Origin of the sequence: Streptomyces sp. NBC_00090 (assembly GCF_045160815.1) — a bacterium.
Classification (GTDB): Bacteria; Actinomycetota; Actinomycetes; order Streptomycetales; family Streptomycetaceae; genus Streptomyces.
Genome location: NZ_CP108224.1, coordinates 5,880,157 through 5,894,282, shown reverse-complemented (window position 1 = coordinate 5,894,282; position 14,126 = coordinate 5,880,157). Strand labels below are relative to the sequence as shown.

The 14,126-nt window shown below is 71.8% G+C and carries 13 protein-coding genes and 1 riboswitch; of the genes, 6 read left to right on the top strand and 7 right to left on the bottom strand.

Annotated elements, in window-relative coordinates:
* Positions 1-15 precede the first annotated feature (15 nt).
* From OG361_RS26580 to OG361_RS26555, 6 genes are all read left to right on the top strand, one after another.
* On the top strand, positions 16-999 hold the full coding sequence (locus OG361_RS26580) for a LuxR C-terminal-related transcriptional regulator (RefSeq protein ID WP_405857426.1): 984 nt from the start codon (positions 16-18) through the stop codon (positions 997-999).
* A 116-nt stretch (positions 1,000-1,115) separates the two neighbouring features.
* Positions 1,116-1,370, top strand: a complete 255-nt coding sequence (locus OG361_RS26575; RefSeq protein WP_405857424.1) for a DUF3311 domain-containing protein — start codon at positions 1,116-1,118, stop codon at positions 1,368-1,370.
* Positions 1,367-2,995, top strand: coding sequence for a monocarboxylate uptake permease MctP (gene mctP, locus OG361_RS26570; protein ID WP_405857422.1), 1,629 nt, complete (start codon positions 1,367-1,369; stop codon positions 2,993-2,995). The genes OG361_RS26575 and mctP overlap by 4 nt, the downstream gene beginning before the upstream one ends.
* An 84-nt stretch (positions 2,996-3,079) precedes the next feature.
* Positions 3,080-3,580: a GNAT family N-acetyltransferase gene (locus OG361_RS26565; protein ID WP_405857420.1), complete on the top strand. Its 501-nt coding sequence runs from the start codon at positions 3,080-3,082 to the stop codon at positions 3,578-3,580.
* An 18-nt stretch (positions 3,581-3,598) separates the two neighbouring features.
* Positions 3,599-3,772: riboswitch (cobalamin riboswitch) on the top strand.
* A 130-nt stretch (positions 3,773-3,902) separates the two neighbouring features.
* Complete coding sequence (locus OG361_RS26560; protein ID WP_405857418.1) at positions 3,903-6,266, top strand: ribonucleoside-diphosphate reductase subunit alpha; 2,364 nt, start codon at positions 3,903-3,905, stop codon at positions 6,264-6,266.
* The gene (locus tag OG361_RS26555; protein WP_125745598.1) at positions 6,266-7,282 is read left to right on the top strand and encodes a ribonucleotide-diphosphate reductase subunit beta; all 1,017 of its coding nucleotides are present in this window, start codon (positions 6,266-6,268) and stop codon (positions 7,280-7,282) included. Before OG361_RS26560 ends, OG361_RS26555 begins: the two co-directional genes overlap by 1 nt.
* Positions 7,283-7,358: 76 nt before the next feature.
* Here OG361_RS26555 and def read toward each other — a convergent pair whose 3' ends face one another.
* The 7 genes from def to OG361_RS26520 form a co-directional block, all read right to left on the bottom strand.
* Positions 7,359-7,988: a peptide deformylase gene (gene def, locus OG361_RS26550; protein WP_405857416.1), complete on the bottom strand. Its 630-nt coding sequence runs from the start codon at positions 7,986-7,988 to the stop codon at positions 7,359-7,361.
* A gap of 61 nt (positions 7,989-8,049) precedes the next feature.
* Positions 8,050-9,030, bottom strand: coding sequence for a tetratricopeptide repeat protein (locus tag OG361_RS26545; protein WP_384577361.1), 981 nt, complete (start codon positions 9,028-9,030; stop codon positions 8,050-8,052).
* A gap of 80 nt (positions 9,031-9,110) precedes the next feature.
* Positions 9,111-10,370 carry an HD domain-containing protein gene (locus OG361_RS26540; RefSeq protein ID WP_405857415.1) on the bottom strand — a complete coding sequence of 420 codons (1,260 nt, stop codon included), beginning with the start codon at positions 10,368-10,370 and terminating at the stop codon, positions 9,111-9,113.
* The gene (locus OG361_RS26535; RefSeq protein WP_405862446.1) at positions 10,367-11,899 is read right to left on the bottom strand and encodes an HD-GYP domain-containing protein; all 1,533 of its coding nucleotides are present in this window, start codon (positions 11,897-11,899) and stop codon (positions 10,367-10,369) included. Before OG361_RS26535 ends, OG361_RS26540 begins: the two co-directional genes overlap by 4 nt.
* A gap of 190 nt (positions 11,900-12,089) precedes the next feature.
* Positions 12,090-12,407: a mycothiol system anti-sigma-R factor gene (gene rsrA / locus OG361_RS26530; protein WP_384577982.1), complete on the bottom strand. Its 318-nt coding sequence runs from the start codon at positions 12,405-12,407 to the stop codon at positions 12,090-12,092.
* A complete protein-coding gene (locus OG361_RS26525) occupies positions 12,404-13,060 on the bottom strand; it encodes a sigma-70 family RNA polymerase sigma factor (RefSeq protein ID WP_352186978.1) in 657 nt (218 codons plus the stop codon). The genes rsrA and OG361_RS26525 overlap by 4 nt, the downstream gene beginning before the upstream one ends.
* A gap of 252 nt (positions 13,061-13,312) precedes the next feature.
* Positions 13,313-13,945, bottom strand: coding sequence for an alpha/beta family hydrolase (locus OG361_RS26520; RefSeq protein WP_405857413.1), 633 nt, complete (start codon positions 13,943-13,945; stop codon positions 13,313-13,315).
* Positions 13,946-14,126 lie beyond the last annotated feature (181 nt).

Genomic DNA, 14,126 nt, shown 5'->3' with positions numbered 1-14,126 from the left:
CGGGGGGATGTCGCCTTGCTGGAGGCGCTGGGAATAGAGAGATCCGCGGAGACCCTGTACCGGCTCATGCTCGAACGGCCCGACTACGGTGTGGCCGAGATGGCCCACCGGCTCGACTGGCCCGAGGAGCAGGTCCGCGAGGCGCTGGGCCGGCTCACGGAGGCGCGGCTCGTCGCCATGGAGGACGATTCCGAGGAGGTCCTTCCGTTCGACCCCGAGGTCGGCTTCTCCTTCCTCCTCTCCCGGGCCGAGGCCGAGTTGACCCGGCGGCGGCGCCAGGTCGAGCGCGCCGAGCGGGCGGTGGCCGACATCCTCGCCACGTACGCCGACCGCACCGACGGCGCGGCGCGGCACGACGTGGTGCACCGGGTCGTGGGCCTGGAGAACGTCCGCGAGCGCCTGGAGGACCTGGCCTCGAACGCCCGTACCGAGTGCCTCTCGCTGCTGCCGGGCGGGGCCCAGCTCCCCGACACGATGGACGCCAGCCAGCCGCTCGACCAACTGGCCCTGGAACGCGGCGTGCGGATCCGGTCGATCTACCAGGAGAGCTTCCGCAACGACCCGCCGACCGTCGAGTACGTGCGCTGGTACTGCGAACTCGGCGGCGAGGCGCGGACCGTGCCCGTGGTCCCGATGCTCATGGTCGTCGTCGACCGCGAGGCCGCGCTCGTCCCGGTCGATCCGGAGGACGGCCGCGCGGGCGCCCTCGAAGTCCGCAGCCCCGGTCTGGTCCACGCCCTGCTGGTGCTCTTCGACCGGCTGTGGGAGGGGGGCACCCCCTTCGGGGAGGCCCCGCGCCGCGACGAGCACGATCTCTCGCCCCAGGAGCGGGAGTTGCTGATGCTCCTCGGCATCGGCTGCACGGACGACATCGCGGCCCGGCGGCTCGGCGTCTCGCTGCGGACCGTGCGCCGGATGAGCTCGGAGCTGATGAACCGGCTCGGCGCGCGCAGCCGTTTCGAGGCGGGGGTGCGGGCCGCGAAGGAGGGCTGGCTCTGAACCGTTGAACCGCACGGCAGTCAGATCCGTTATACGGACAGGGGTTCCGTGAAGCGGAAGCGTCCCCTAGATTTCCCCACCATTACCTAGGTGACCAGCGAGGGGACGGAATCGCCGTGTCAGAAGCGACACAAGGGAAACAACCGACCATCACCCCCCTGCGGGTGGTGATCGCGATCTGCCTGTTCGCGCCGTTCGTGGCGATGCTCTGGGTGAGTTCGTACGCGAAGGCCGAACCGCTCTTCGCCGGCATCCCGTTCTTCTACTGGTACCAGATGCTCTGGGTGCTGGTCTCGACCGTGCTCACCATGGTCGCGTACAAGCTGTGGCAGCTGGACCAGCGTGCCCGCAAGGGAGGTGACGCGCGATGAAGGACGGCGTGAACGGCGTGGCGCTCGGCGTCTTCGTCTTCTTCTTCCTGGCCGTCACGGTCATGGGCTTCCTGGCCGCGCGCTGGCGCAAGGCCGAGAACGAGAACAGCCTCGACGAATGGGGCCTCGGCGGCCGGTCGTTCGGCACCTGGGTGACCTGGTTCCTGCTCGGCGGCGACCTCTACACCGCCTACACGTTCGTCGCGGTCCCCGCGGCCATCTACGCGGCGGGCGCGGCCGGCTTCTTCGCCGTCCCGTACACCATCCTGGTCTACCCGCTGATCTTCACCTTCCTGCCGCGCCTCTGGTCGGTCTCGCACAAGCACGGATACGTCACCACCTCCGACTTCGTGCGCGGCCGGTTCGGTTCCAAGGGCCTGTCCCTCGCGGTGGCGGTCACCGGCATCCTCGCCACCATGCCGTACATCGCGCTCCAGCTCGTCGGCATCCAGGCCGTCCTGGACGTGATGGGCGTCGGCGGCGGCGAGACCACCCACTGGTTCATCAAGGACCTGCCGCTGCTGATCGCCTTCGGTGTCCTCGCGGCGTACACGTACTCCTCGGGCCTGCGCGCACCCGCGCTCATCGCCTTCGTCAAGGACACCCTGATCTACATCGTCATCGCGGTGGCGATCATCTACATCCCGATCAAGCTCGGCGGCTTCGACGAGATCTTCGCGAAGGCCGGCGAGGCCTACGCGCAGACCAACCCGGCGACCGGCAAGCCGCGCGGCACGCTCGTCCCCGGCGAGGCCGGCCAGTGGACGTACGCGACGCTGGCGCTCGGCTCGGCGCTCGCGCTCTTCATGTACCCGCACTCCATCACGGCGACGCTCTCCTCGCGCAGCCGTGAGGTGATCCGCCGCAACACCACGATCCTGCCGCTGTACTCGCTGATGCTGGGCCTGCTCGCGCTGCTCGGCTTCATGGCGATCGCCGCCGGGATCAAGGTCAAGAACGGCCAGCTCGCCATCCCGCAGCTCTTCGAGACCATGTTCCCGGACTGGTTCGCGGGCGTCGCCTTCGCCGCGATCGGCATCGGCGCGCTCGTCCCGGCCGCGATCATGTCGATCGCCGCGGCCAACCTCTTCACCCGCAACATCTACAAGGACTTCATCAAACCGGACGCGACCCCGGCCCAGGAGACCAAGGTCTCCAAGATCGTCTCGCTCCTGGTGAAGGTCGGCGCGCTGGCCTTCGTCCTCACCATGGACAAGACGGTCGCGATCAACTTCCAGCTGCTCGGCGGCATCTGGATCCTCCAGACCTTCCCGGCGCTCGTCGGCGGCCTCTTCACCCGCTGGTTCCACCGCTGGGCGCTGCTCGCCGGCTGGGCCGTCGGCATGGTCTACGGCACGGTCGCCGCGTACGGGGTCGCCAGCCCGACGCAGAAGCACTTCGGCGGCTCCTCCGCCGAGATCCCGGGCATCGGCGAGATCGGCTACATCGGTCTCACCGCCTTCGTCCTCAACCTCGTCGTCACGGTCGTCCTGACCTTCGTCCTCAAGGCCCTCAAGGCCCCCGAGGGCGTCGACGAGACCTCCCCCGAGGACTACACGGCCGACGCGCCGTCCCGTAAGGCGGGCCGCGAGGCGGACCCGAAGGTCGGCGCCGGAGCGCACTGACCTGGCGGTACGACGCAGGGGCCCGGGATCTCCGCCAAGGAAACCCCGGGCCCCTTTCCCGTGCCCGCGGGGCAGACTGCCCTCATGGACTTCACCATCAGGGCGGTACGGCCCGAGGAGTACGAGGAGCTCGGTGACCTCACCGGGCGGACCTACCTGAACGACGGGCTGCTGCTGCACGGGGCGGACGACTTCTACCTGGACGTGCTGCGGGACACGGCGCGGCGGGCGCGCGAGGCCGAGGTGCTCGTCGCCGTCGACGCGGAGGAGCGGATCATCGGCGGGGTCACCTACGCCCCCGGATCCACCCCGTGGGCGGACATCGCCGTCGCCGGCGAGGCCGAGTTCCGGATGCTCGTGGTGGCGCCGGAGGCCCGTGGCAGGGGCGTCGGAGAGGCGCTCGTACGCCACTGCGCGGACCGCGCCCGGGCCGTGCCGGAGTGCGCGAGGCTCGTGCTCTCCACGGACCCGAAGATGGTCCCGGCGCACCGGATCTACGAGCGGATGGGTTTCGTCCGCACTCCCGAGCGGGACTGGGAGCCGATTCCCGGGCACCGGCTGCGGACCTACGCCCTGGAGTTCTGACACGCAGAGGACACCAGGGCGACACAACATGTGGGGGGTGCCGCAAGCGGCGCCCCCCACATGTATGCTCAACCTCGCTGTCGACGCAGGGAAATCCGGCGCGAATCCGGAACTGTCCCGCAACGGTGTGCTTCGTACCCATACGCGCGTACGAGGTCAGTCCGAGGACCTGCCGACAGCACACCCGGTCCGTCCGTTCCGGGTGTCACTGACGTCCGGGCCTCGCGGAGTGGGCCGGTGGACGCGGCGTACCCCGAGCACGGGTGCCCGCCTGCCCGCCTTCCCCCGCCGCGGCCCCGAGCCGAGCGAGGGAGAGCCCCACGTGACCATCGCGCCCGCCGATCCGGTAACGGCGATCGAGAGCGACGGACCCGGCACCGTACTGCTGCGGACCCTGACCGATCTCACCGCCGATCTCCCCGACACCGACCCCGGCAAGGTCGCCGCCGCCGCCCTGCGCGGCCGCAGCGCCACGTCGGACGAGGCGGAACTGCGCGAGCTGGCCACCGAGGCGGCCGCCGGCCTGATCTCCGACGACCCGGCCTACTCCCGGCTCGCCGCCCGGCTCCTGACCATCACCATCGCCGACGAGGCGGCCGGCCAGGGCGCCGTCTCCTTCTCGGCCTCCGTGGCCGTCAGTCACCGCGAGGGCCTGATCGCCGACCGCACCGCCGACTTCGTCGCGCTGCACGCGGACCGGCTCGACGCCACCATCGACGGCGCCGCCGACGACCGCTTCGGCTACTTCGGTCTGCGCACCCTCTTCTCCCGCTACCTGCTGCGCCACCCGATCACCCGCAAGGTGATCGAGACCCCGCAGCACTTCATGCTCCGCGTCGCCTGCGGCCTCGCCGAGGACACGAGCGTCCGCGCGCTCGACGAGGTCAGCGCGCTGTACGGCCTGATGAGCCGTCTGGACTACCTCCCCTCCTCCCCCACGCTCTTCAACTCCGGCACCCGCCACCCGCAGATGTCCTCCTGCTACCTCCTGGACTCCCCGCAGGACGAGCTGGACTCCATCTACGACCGCTACCACCAGGTCGCGCGCCTCTCGAAGCACGCCGGCGGCATCGGCCTCTCCTACTCCCGCATCCGCGCCCGCGGTTCCCTGATCCGCGGCACCAACGGCCACTCCAACGGCATCGTCCCGTTCCTCAAGACCCTCGACGCCTCCGTCGCCGCCGTGAACCAGGGCGGCCGCCGCAAGGGCGCCGCCGCCGTCTACCTGGAGACCTGGCACGCGGACATCGAGGAGTTCCTGGAGCTCCGCGACAACACGGGCGAGGACCAGCGCCGTACGCACAACCTCAACCTGGCCCACTGGATCCCGGACGAGTTCATGCGCCGGGTCAACGCGGACGCCGAGTGGTCGCTCTTCTCCCCGGCGGACGTTCCCGAGCTCGTCGACCTGTGGGGCGAGGAGTTCGACGCCGCCTACCACGCCGCCGAGGCGAAGGGGCTGGCCCGCAAGACGATGCCGGCCCGCGACCTGTACGGCCGGATGATGCGGACCCTGGCCCAGACCGGCAACGGCTGGATGACCTTCAAGGACGCCTCCAACCGCACGGCCAACCAGACCGCGGAGCCCGGCCACACCGTCCACTCCTCCAACCTCTGCACGGAGATCCTGGAGGTCACGGACGACGGCGAGACCGCGGTCTGCAACCTGGGCTCGGTCAACCTCGGCGCGTTCGTGGTGGGCTCGGACATCGACTGGGAGCGGCTCGACGCGACCGTCCGCACGGCCGTCACCTTCCTCGACCGGGTCGTCGACATCAACTTCTACCCGACCGAGCAGGCCGGGCGTTCCAACGCCCGCTGGCGGCCGGTGGGTCTGGGCGCGATGGGCCTCCAGGACGTCTTCTTCCAGCTGAAGCTGCCCTTCGACTCCCCCGAGGCGCGCGCGCTGTCCACCCGTATCGCCGAGCGGATCATGCTCGCCGCGTACGAGGCCTCCGCCGACCTCGCCGAGCGCAGCGGCCCGCTCCCCGCCTGGGAGAAGACCCGCGCGGCCCGCGGTGTCCTGCACCCGGACCACTACGACGTGGAGCTCAACTGGCCGGAGCGCTGGGCGGCCCTGCGCGAGCGGATCGCCGCGGTCGGCATGCGCAACAGCCTGCTCCTGGCGATCGCGCCGACGGCGACCATCGCCTCGATCGCGGGCGTCTACGAGTGCATCGAGCCGCAGGTCTCCAACCTCTTCAAGCGCGAGACGCTGTCGGGCGAGTTCCTCCAGGTCAACTCGTACCTCGTCGCCGAGCTGAAGCGGCTCGGCGTGTGGGACGCCCAGACCCGGGACGCGCTGCGCGACGCGAGCGGTTCGGTGGCGGGCTTCACCTGGATCCCGGCCGAGGTGCGCGAGCTGTACCGCACGGCCTGGGAGATCCCGCAGCGCGGTCTGATCGACATGGCCGCCGCCCGCACGCCCTTCCTCGACCAGTCGCAGTCCCTGAACCTGTTCCTGGAGACGCCGACGATCGGCAAGCTGTCGTCGATGTACGCGTACGCCTGGAAGCAGGGGCTGAAGACGACGTACTACCTGCGCTCCCGCCCGGCGACCCGGATCGCCCGTGCCGCCCAGGCGTCGACGGCCGCCGCCACCATCCCCGTACAGCAGGCGACCCCCGACGCGGACGCCCTCGCCTGCTCCCTGGAAAACCCCGAGTCCTGCGAGGCCTGCCAGTAATGAGCACCACCGAGAACAAGAACCTCCTCGACCCGGGCTTCGAGCTGACCCTCCGTCCGATGCGCTACCCGGACTTCTACGAGCGCTACCGGGACGCGATCAAGAACACGTGGACGGTGGAGGAGGTCGACCTCCACTCGGACGTCGCCGACCTCGCCAAGCTCACCCCCGGTGAGCAGCACATGATCGGCCGTCTGGTCGCCTTCTTCGCGACCGGCGACTCGATCGTCTCGAACAACCTGGTCCTGACGCTCTACAAGCACATCAACTCCCCGGAGGCGCGCCTGTACCTGTCGCGCCAGCTGTTCGAGGAGGCCGTGCACGTCCAGTTCTACCTGACGCTGCTCGACACCTACCTGCCCGACCCGGACGACCGCGCCGCCGCGTTCGACGCGGTCGAGGAGATCCCCTCCATCCGCGAGAAGGCGCAGTTCTGCTTCCGCTGGATGGACTCGGTGGAGAAGATCGACCGCCTGGAGACCCAGGCCGACCGCCGCCGCTTCCTGCTGAACCTGATCTGCTTCGCGGCGTGCATCGAGGGCCTGTTCTTCTACGGCGCCTTCGCCTACGTGTACTGGTTCCGGTCCCGCGGTCTGCTGCACGGCCTGGCCACCGGCACCAACTGGGTCTTCCGCGACGAGACGATGCACATGAACTTCGCCTTCGAGGTCGTGGACACCGTCCGCAAGGAGGAGCCGGAGCTCTTCGACGACGCGCTCCAGCAGCAGGTCACCGACATGCTGAAGGAGGCCGTGGAGGCGGAGCTGCAGTTCGGCCGCGACCTGTGCGGCGACGGCCTGCCGGGCATGAACACGGAGTCGATGCGCGAGTACCTCCAGTGCGTCGCCGACCAGCGCCTCCAGCGCCTCGGCTTCGCCCCGGTGTACGGCTCGGAGAACCCGTTCGCGTTCATGGAGCTCCAGGGCGTCCAGGAGCTGACCAACTTCTTCGAGCGCCGCCCGTCCGCGTACCAAGTCGCGGTCGAGGGCTCGGTCGACCTCGACGAGGACTTCTAGTCCGTACGGACACGAGGAAGGGCCCCGCACTCCTGGAGTGCGGGGCCCTTCCTCGTCTACGCGTACGGCGCCGGGGTCAGTCGTTCGGGACGACCTCGTAGCGCGGGGTGCCCTCTTCCATCTGGCGCAGGGCGTCCTTGCGGTCGCGCTTGGAGAGGCGGTCGATGTACAGGCGGCCGTACAGGTGGTCCGTCTCGTGCTGGAGGCAGCGGGCGAAGTAGCCGGTGCCCTGGACCGCGATCGGGTTCCCCTCGGCGTCCTGGCCGCGGACGACCGCGTAGTCGGGGCGGGCCAGCTCGGCGTAGGCGGTCGGCACGGAGAGGCAGCCCTCGTTGGACTCGTCCAGGACGCGGCGGTCGGCCGGCAGTTCGTCGAGGACCGGGTTGACCACGACGCCGGTGTGCCGGACGCCCTCGTCGTCCGGGCAGTCGTAGACGAAGACCTTGAGGTCCACACCGATCTGGTTCGCGGCGAGGCCCACGCCCTCGGCGGCCTTCTGGCTGGCGAACATGTCGTCGATCAGCGCCGCGAGCTTGTCGTCGAACTCGGTGACGTCCCGGCACTCCCGGTGGAGCACCGGGTTGCCGACGACGGTGATCGGGCGGGCCGTGCCGCGCTCGCGGTGGGCGAGCTCGCGCGCCTCGCAGTCCTCCGTGTCCACGACGAACTCTTCGTTGATCTGCTCGTCAGTTTCCTGCTGCGTCATGTCCGGCGCGTGCCTTCCTCGGAACCCCAGTAAACGATCCCGTACAGCCTACGGCCAGTGGTCAGCAGACCTCTTCCAGATCCCGCCACTCACGGCTGTCGGGGCTGTCCGCCACCCAGCCGTCGAGGAGCCCGCGCACCAGGCCGGCCGGGGCGGCCAGGCCGCACTCCCGCTCCGGCACCCACAGCTCGCCGGGCGAGCGGTGGCCGAGCGGCCCGGGGTGTCCCGGCTCGCTGTGGTCGTGCGGGTCGGAGTGCTCGCCCTCGCCCTCGGCACTCGGCATGGTCGACTCCGAGCAGGCGCGGCAGAGCAGCCGCACGGAGGACGACCAGTCCTCGGCGGCGAAGCCCGCGTCGGCGGCGAGCTGCTCCAGGGCGTCCCGGTCGTCCTCGGTGGCGGCCTCCAGGAGGACCACCCAGGTCGGCACGGGTGACGGAGCCCACAGCTCGATCTCGTCGAAGACCGGGTACGACGGGCCCGCCGTGGTGGTGCGCTCGCCGTTCGGCACACCGTCGTGGAGGACGACCTCGCCCCAGCGGCGCCCCGAGGACGGCAGCGGGATGGAGAGGACCTCGATGCGGGCCGGGTCGAGCCTGCGGCCCCACACGACCTCGGCCTCGCCCTCGGGCGAGAGCCGGACGGCGGCGCTGCCCAGCTCCATGCCGGCGGGCTCACCGGTGCCCGCGGCGGCCCCGGGCACCTTCAGCCCGTACGCCTGCCAGGCGCGGCGGGCCAGCGGCCAGTCCTGGAGCGCGGTGGCCGCGATGCCGACGTTCCACCAGTCGGGGGCGCCGGTCTCCTTGTCGAGCAGGGCGACGGCGCGCAGCCCGGCGGCCCTTGCCTGCTCCCAGTCGTGCCGGAACTTGTGCAGCAGGGCCAGGTTGAACCAGGACTCCGAGAGCCAGGGCTCCAGATCCGCCGCACGTGTCAGCAGCGCGCCCGCGTCCTCGTACCGGCCGTCGCCGATCAGCGTGAACGCGCGGTCGGTGGCCTGCCGCCACGAGGCGGAGGGCCGATGCCGTACCTTCCCGAAGATCCTCACGATTCCCGCCTGCCGGTCGCTTTCACCCTCTTGTTCGCATCCAACCATGCCCGGTCGGACGCGCGCTCATTACCCATGGGTTACCCAGCGACGGCCGAGGTCACCCCAGCGGCTCCGCCCCGCGCCAGGACCCTGGCCAGGCATTCGACGACGTCCGGGTGATAGTCACGCGCTGTGCCCAGGCGGAGCCGCTCCAGGGCGCCGAGGGCCGCGCCCGCCCCGTCGCCCGCCAGGTCGTCGTAGGCGTTCACGACCCGGACGATCCGGGCGGGCAGCGGTTGCTCGCGGTACGGGTCGGCCTGCCGCTCGACGACCACGGCGACGGCCGCGGGGACACCGGTCCTGCGGACGACCTCGCCGCCGAGCAGGGCGATCCGGCGCTGCTCCTCGGCGGGGAGGAGGGCGGTGGCACCGGCCTCGACCGGGTCGACGAGGGAGAGCTGTCCGATGTCGTGCATGAGCGCCGCGTACTCCAGGACGGTCAGCTCGGCTCCGGAGAGGCCCAGCTCGCGCCCCACGGCGGCGCTGAGGGCGGCGACCCGGCGGGCGTGGCCGGGCGGGGTGCAGCCGGCGATCTCGGTGGCGCGGGCCAGGGAGGCGATGGTCTGCCGGTTGACGGTCCGCACGGCCGCGTACCGCCGGAAGGAGACCTGGGTGAGCAGGAGCGGTACGGCGAGCACGGGCAGCGCCCACAGCCCGGCGGCGGCCACGCCGAGCGCCATGACGGCGCCGGTGGCACAGACGGCCGAGCCGATGCCGAGGAGGGCGCGCAGTTCGTCGCGGAGCAGGGGGGCGTACGGGAATCCCGTGCGGGCGCGGAGCACGAGGGCGGCGAGCACGGCGTCGCACAGGGCGGTCAGGACGAGCAGGAGCATCAGGAAGAAGGCGTACGACGGGCCCTCGCCGAGGTGGTCGACGACGGCGCCGGAGTTGTAGAGGGGCTGGAAGCAGAGGGCGGCGAAGCCGACGGTGAGGACGCGGCGGGCGAGGTGGTCGGCGCCGGGGCCGCGGCCCCGGGCGATGTGGGGGACGATCCCGGCGAGGCCGCCGGCGACGACGACGGCGACGATCTGGAGGACGCCGTGGGTGGTGGCGGTCCCGGCGTCCGTGCCGAGCAGGGCGTACGCGAGGGCTCCGGCGGCGGCGAGCGGCGCGGGCTCCCTCTCGTCGGGGGCGGCGCCCCAGCGTGCGAGCTCGCCGAGGGCGATGAGCGTGCCGAAGGCGAGGGCGTTGCCCGGTTCGTCGACGCCGTACCAGAGGGTGGCGCCGAAGCCGGCGAGGCCAAGCAGCAGGGCGGCCCCGTGCACGGTTCCGCCGGTGAGGGAGCCGGGTCGTGTCACGCGCGCTCCTTCGGCCGGCCGGTCAGGGCGGAACCGGGTCCCGCCGGGGGCACGTTCTTTCCGGCGGGACCCGGTTCCGCACTCGGCTGCGGGCTCGGCTGTGCGTCCTGGCGTGTGTCCTGCGCGTCCTGCGCGTCCGACTGCGCGCCCGGCAGCGCGTCCTGCCGCGGGCTCGGCCGCGCCTCGTCCGGCCCCGGTGTCCTCGGCGGCGGCAGCGGCTGCGGTGCCTCGTCCGCCGTGACACCGGTCTGCCAGCCGTGCCGGGCCAGGGCCCGCACCAGGGCACCGACCATCCGGGGGTCGAAGTGGCTGCCCGCGCACCGCTCCAGTTCGGCGAGGGCGGTCGGCACCGGGCGGGCCCGGCTGTAGCAGCGGGTGGAGGTCATGGCGTCGAAGGCGTCGGCGACGGCGACCACCCGGGCGAACTCGGGGATCTGCTCGCCGTGCAGCCCGTACGGGTAGCCGCTGCCGTCCATGCGCTCGTGGTGGTGGAGGATCGCGGCCCTGGCCTCGCCGAGGAAGCCGATGCCCCGGACCATCTCGTGCCCGTACTCCGGATGCAGTTCGATGACCCGGCGCTCCTCGGGCGTCAGCGGCCCGTCCTTGCGCAGCACCCGGGTGGGCACGCCGAGCTTCCCCACGTCGTGGAGGATGCCGGCGAAGCGCACGACGTCGAGCCGGTCCTCCGCCATGCCGAGCTCACGGGCGATCAGGACGGAGGCGTGGCCGACCCGTTCGCTGTGGCCGCGGGTGTACCGGTCCTTGATGTCGACGGCCTGGACGAGGGCGCGGATGGTGGCCTGGTGGGCGGCCCGTTCGCGGTGGTACTGGGCGAAGACCCAGCAGGAGATGTACATCGGCAGCAGCACGAAGAGGGCCGCGGCCGGCCCGTACGTGCTCCGCCACAGCACGGCCATCATCAGTCCGGCGAGCCCGTGGACCGCGTGCGGGGCGAGGGCCCGCCCGAGGAGTCCGCGCCAGGCGGCCCCGGCCGGCAGCCCGTCGGCGGTGGCCCGGATGCCGCCGTCGAGGGCGGTCAGGACCAGACAGAAGGTGAGCGCGGCGGCGCCGGCGGGGAGCAGCGCGTACGGGAAGTCGGGGGCGTCCCGGCCGTGTCCGAGGGCCGCGGAGCCGTGCAGGGCGCCGGCGGAGAGGGAGGCGGCCCAGACGGCGAGGGTGGTGGCGGCGGCCCGCCAGGCGCGGCGCGGCCCGGCGGGCGGCTCCTCGACGCGGGCGAGGAGGCTGCCGGGGAGCGCGGTGAGCGCGGCGGCCGCGGGCGGCAGGAGCAGCGCGGAGGCGAGGAGGACGGGGAAGAAGGAGCCGGTGCCCACGGGGACGGAGCCGCCGAGCGCGCGGCCGAGTAACCGGCAGCGGGCGGGCAGTTCGCAGAGTGCGTACAGGGCGGCGAGGAGCGCGACCGTGCCCCAGGGGGTGGCCGCGCCGGGGCGCAGCGCGGGCAGGACCGACGCTCCGGCGGCGAGCAGGGCGCAGCCGATGTACACGCGTGCCGCTCGCGGAATGACCTTCACGCCCATCACACGGGTCACGCTAGCGAGTGGGGCGGCCCGAGAGGTGGTGCTGCGGCCGATTCGCACCAACGGGTGATACAAGCTGATATATGCGCGAGGCCGCCGCAATCTCTTCGCGACGGCCTTCGTTCCGGACGGGCCGGGCCGGGAAGGGCCCGGACGGGCCCGTACGCGCCGGGCCGTCGTTCGGTTACTCCTGCGGAGCCGGCGTCGCCGGGGCGCTCGCCGTGATGTCCTGCTCGGGCACCAGCTGCCCGGAGCGGATCAGGTCGATGCGGCCCATGACCTTGGAGCGGAGGTCGGTGGGGACGTCGTCACTGCCGCAGCAGCGCTTGACGAGCTTCTTCACCGCCTGCTCCAGGCCGTACTTCTCCAGGCAGGGGGAGCACTCCTCGAAGTGCACCTCGAACTTGGTGCAGTCGCTGTCGGGCATCTCTTTGTCGAGGAACTCGTAGAGGTGATCCAGGACCTCTGAGCAATCCGTCTCGTGCGGCTCTCCGCAGCTCATGAGCCCGAGCCTTTCAGATCGTTCGACGACTCTCCGGCGCCCGCGGGTACCAGCCCGCGGTCGCGGGCGTAGTCCTCGAGCATGCCGCGCAGCTGGCGGCGGCCCCGGTGCAGTCGGGACATCACCGTACCGATGGGTGTCCCCATGATGTCCGCGATCTCCTTGTACGCAAACCCCTCGACATCCGCCAGATAGACGGCGATGCGGAACTCCTCGGGGATCGCCTGCAGCGCTTCCTTCACGTCGGAGTCGGGCAGGTGGTCGAGCGCCTGCGACTCCGCCGAGCGCAGACCCGTCGACATGTGCGACTCGGCGCGCGCGAGCTGCCAGTCCTCGATCTCCTCGGCGGCACTGCGCTGGGGCTCACGCTGCTTCTTGCGGTACGAGTTGATGAAGGTGTTCGTGAGAATGCGGTACAGCCACGCCTTGAGGTTCGTGCCCTCCCGGAACTGGTGGAAGGAGCCGTACGCCTTCGCGTAGGTCTCCTGCACCAGGTCCTCCGCGTCCGCGGGGTTGCGCGTCATGCGCAGCGCGGCCGAGTACATCTGGTCGAGGTAGCCGAGGGCGTCCCGCTCGAAGCGCGCGTTGCGCTCCGCGGTCGTCTCCTCGGGGCCGTCGTCGGTCCCTGTGTCGGTCCCAGTGACCGGACCCACCTCCTCCAGCGCGGCGGCGAGCCCGAAGGCGGACCCGCTCGTTTCGGAGGATAGACGAGGAACCGCTCCGCCCGCCGCCCGAATCGGGGCGACCTTGGGCGCGGGCAGCACTGTCCAGTCGAGGTCAGCGGCCTGCGCACGCTCCGGGCAGATGGTCGAACCCATGCGACGGACTCCCTCTTCCTTGCTCTCACACCGACGCTCTCCACAACAGAGGTCCCCCGCTCAACATTCCCGGTACGGGGGCCGGTGTCAGCGCAGTGTGACGAGCCACTCGACGACGCCGTCCACGAGCACGTCGAGGGCCTCGTCCTGGGTGAGGGGGGCGCGTTTGGGCACCGCGAAGGCATGGTCGCCGTAGGGGACCTCGACGAGACCGTGTGCCCCCGCCGGGAACTCCCCGGGGCGGCCGAAGGGGTCGTTGCCGCCCTGCACGACGAGCGTGGGCAGGCCGGTGCCGAGGAGCTCCTCGGCGCGGGACCGCTCCGGCTTCCCCGGCGGGTGGAGCGGGAAGCTCAGGGCGAGGACGGCGCGGGCGCCGAGCTCGTGCCCGGTCCGGCAGGCGACCCGGGCGCCGGCGCTGCGGCCGCCCGCGATCACGGGCAGGCCGGGCTCGGCGAGGGCCGGCCAGAGTCCGCGCCAGCCGGTGTCGAGGGTCTTCGGCGCGGGCGCGACCTTCTTGCCGGCGACCCGCCAGGGCTGCTCGACGAGGGCCGTGGTCACGCCGTGGGCCGGCAGCGCGTGGGCCAGGGCCTGGAGGTCGCGGGCCTCGACCCCGCCGCCGGCGCCGTGGCCGAGGGCGAGCACGGCCCACGGCTTCGCGCCGGCGTACCAGGTGACGCGGGCCTCACCGGCGTCCGTGGAAACGGTCTCGTACTGTGTCACGTCCCCATCCTGCCGTCCGAGGCTCCCCGGCCGGGCGCACGGCGCTCCCGTACTCTCCCCCGCGCTCCCGACCCGACGGGCACTCCCGGCGCTCGCGCTCCGGCGCTCGCGCTCCGGCGCTCGTGCTCCGGCGCTCGCGCTGCCGACACTCGTGCTTCCGGCGCTCGCGCTGCCGGGCCTC

Bases quoted from the DNA above. Each gene is read 5' to 3' on its own strand.
- mctP (WP_405857422.1), top strand. From the start codon at position 1,367: ATGAAGGACGGCGTGAACGGCGTGGCGCTCGGCGTCTTCGTCTTCTTC.
- OG361_RS26565 (WP_405857420.1), top strand. From the start codon at position 3,080: ATGGACTTCACCATCAGGGCGGTACGGCCCGAGGAGTACGAGGAGCTC.
- OG361_RS26555 (WP_125745598.1), top strand. From the start codon at position 6,266: ATGAGCACCACCGAGAACAAGAACCTCCTCGACCCGGGCTTCGAGCTG.
- def (WP_405857416.1), bottom strand. From the start codon at position 7,988: ATGACGCAGCAGGAAACTGACGAGCAGATCAACGAAGAGTTCGTCGTG.
- rsrA (WP_384577982.1), bottom strand. From the start codon at position 12,407: ATGAGCTGCGGAGAGCCGCACGAGACGGATTGCTCAGAGGTCCTGGAT.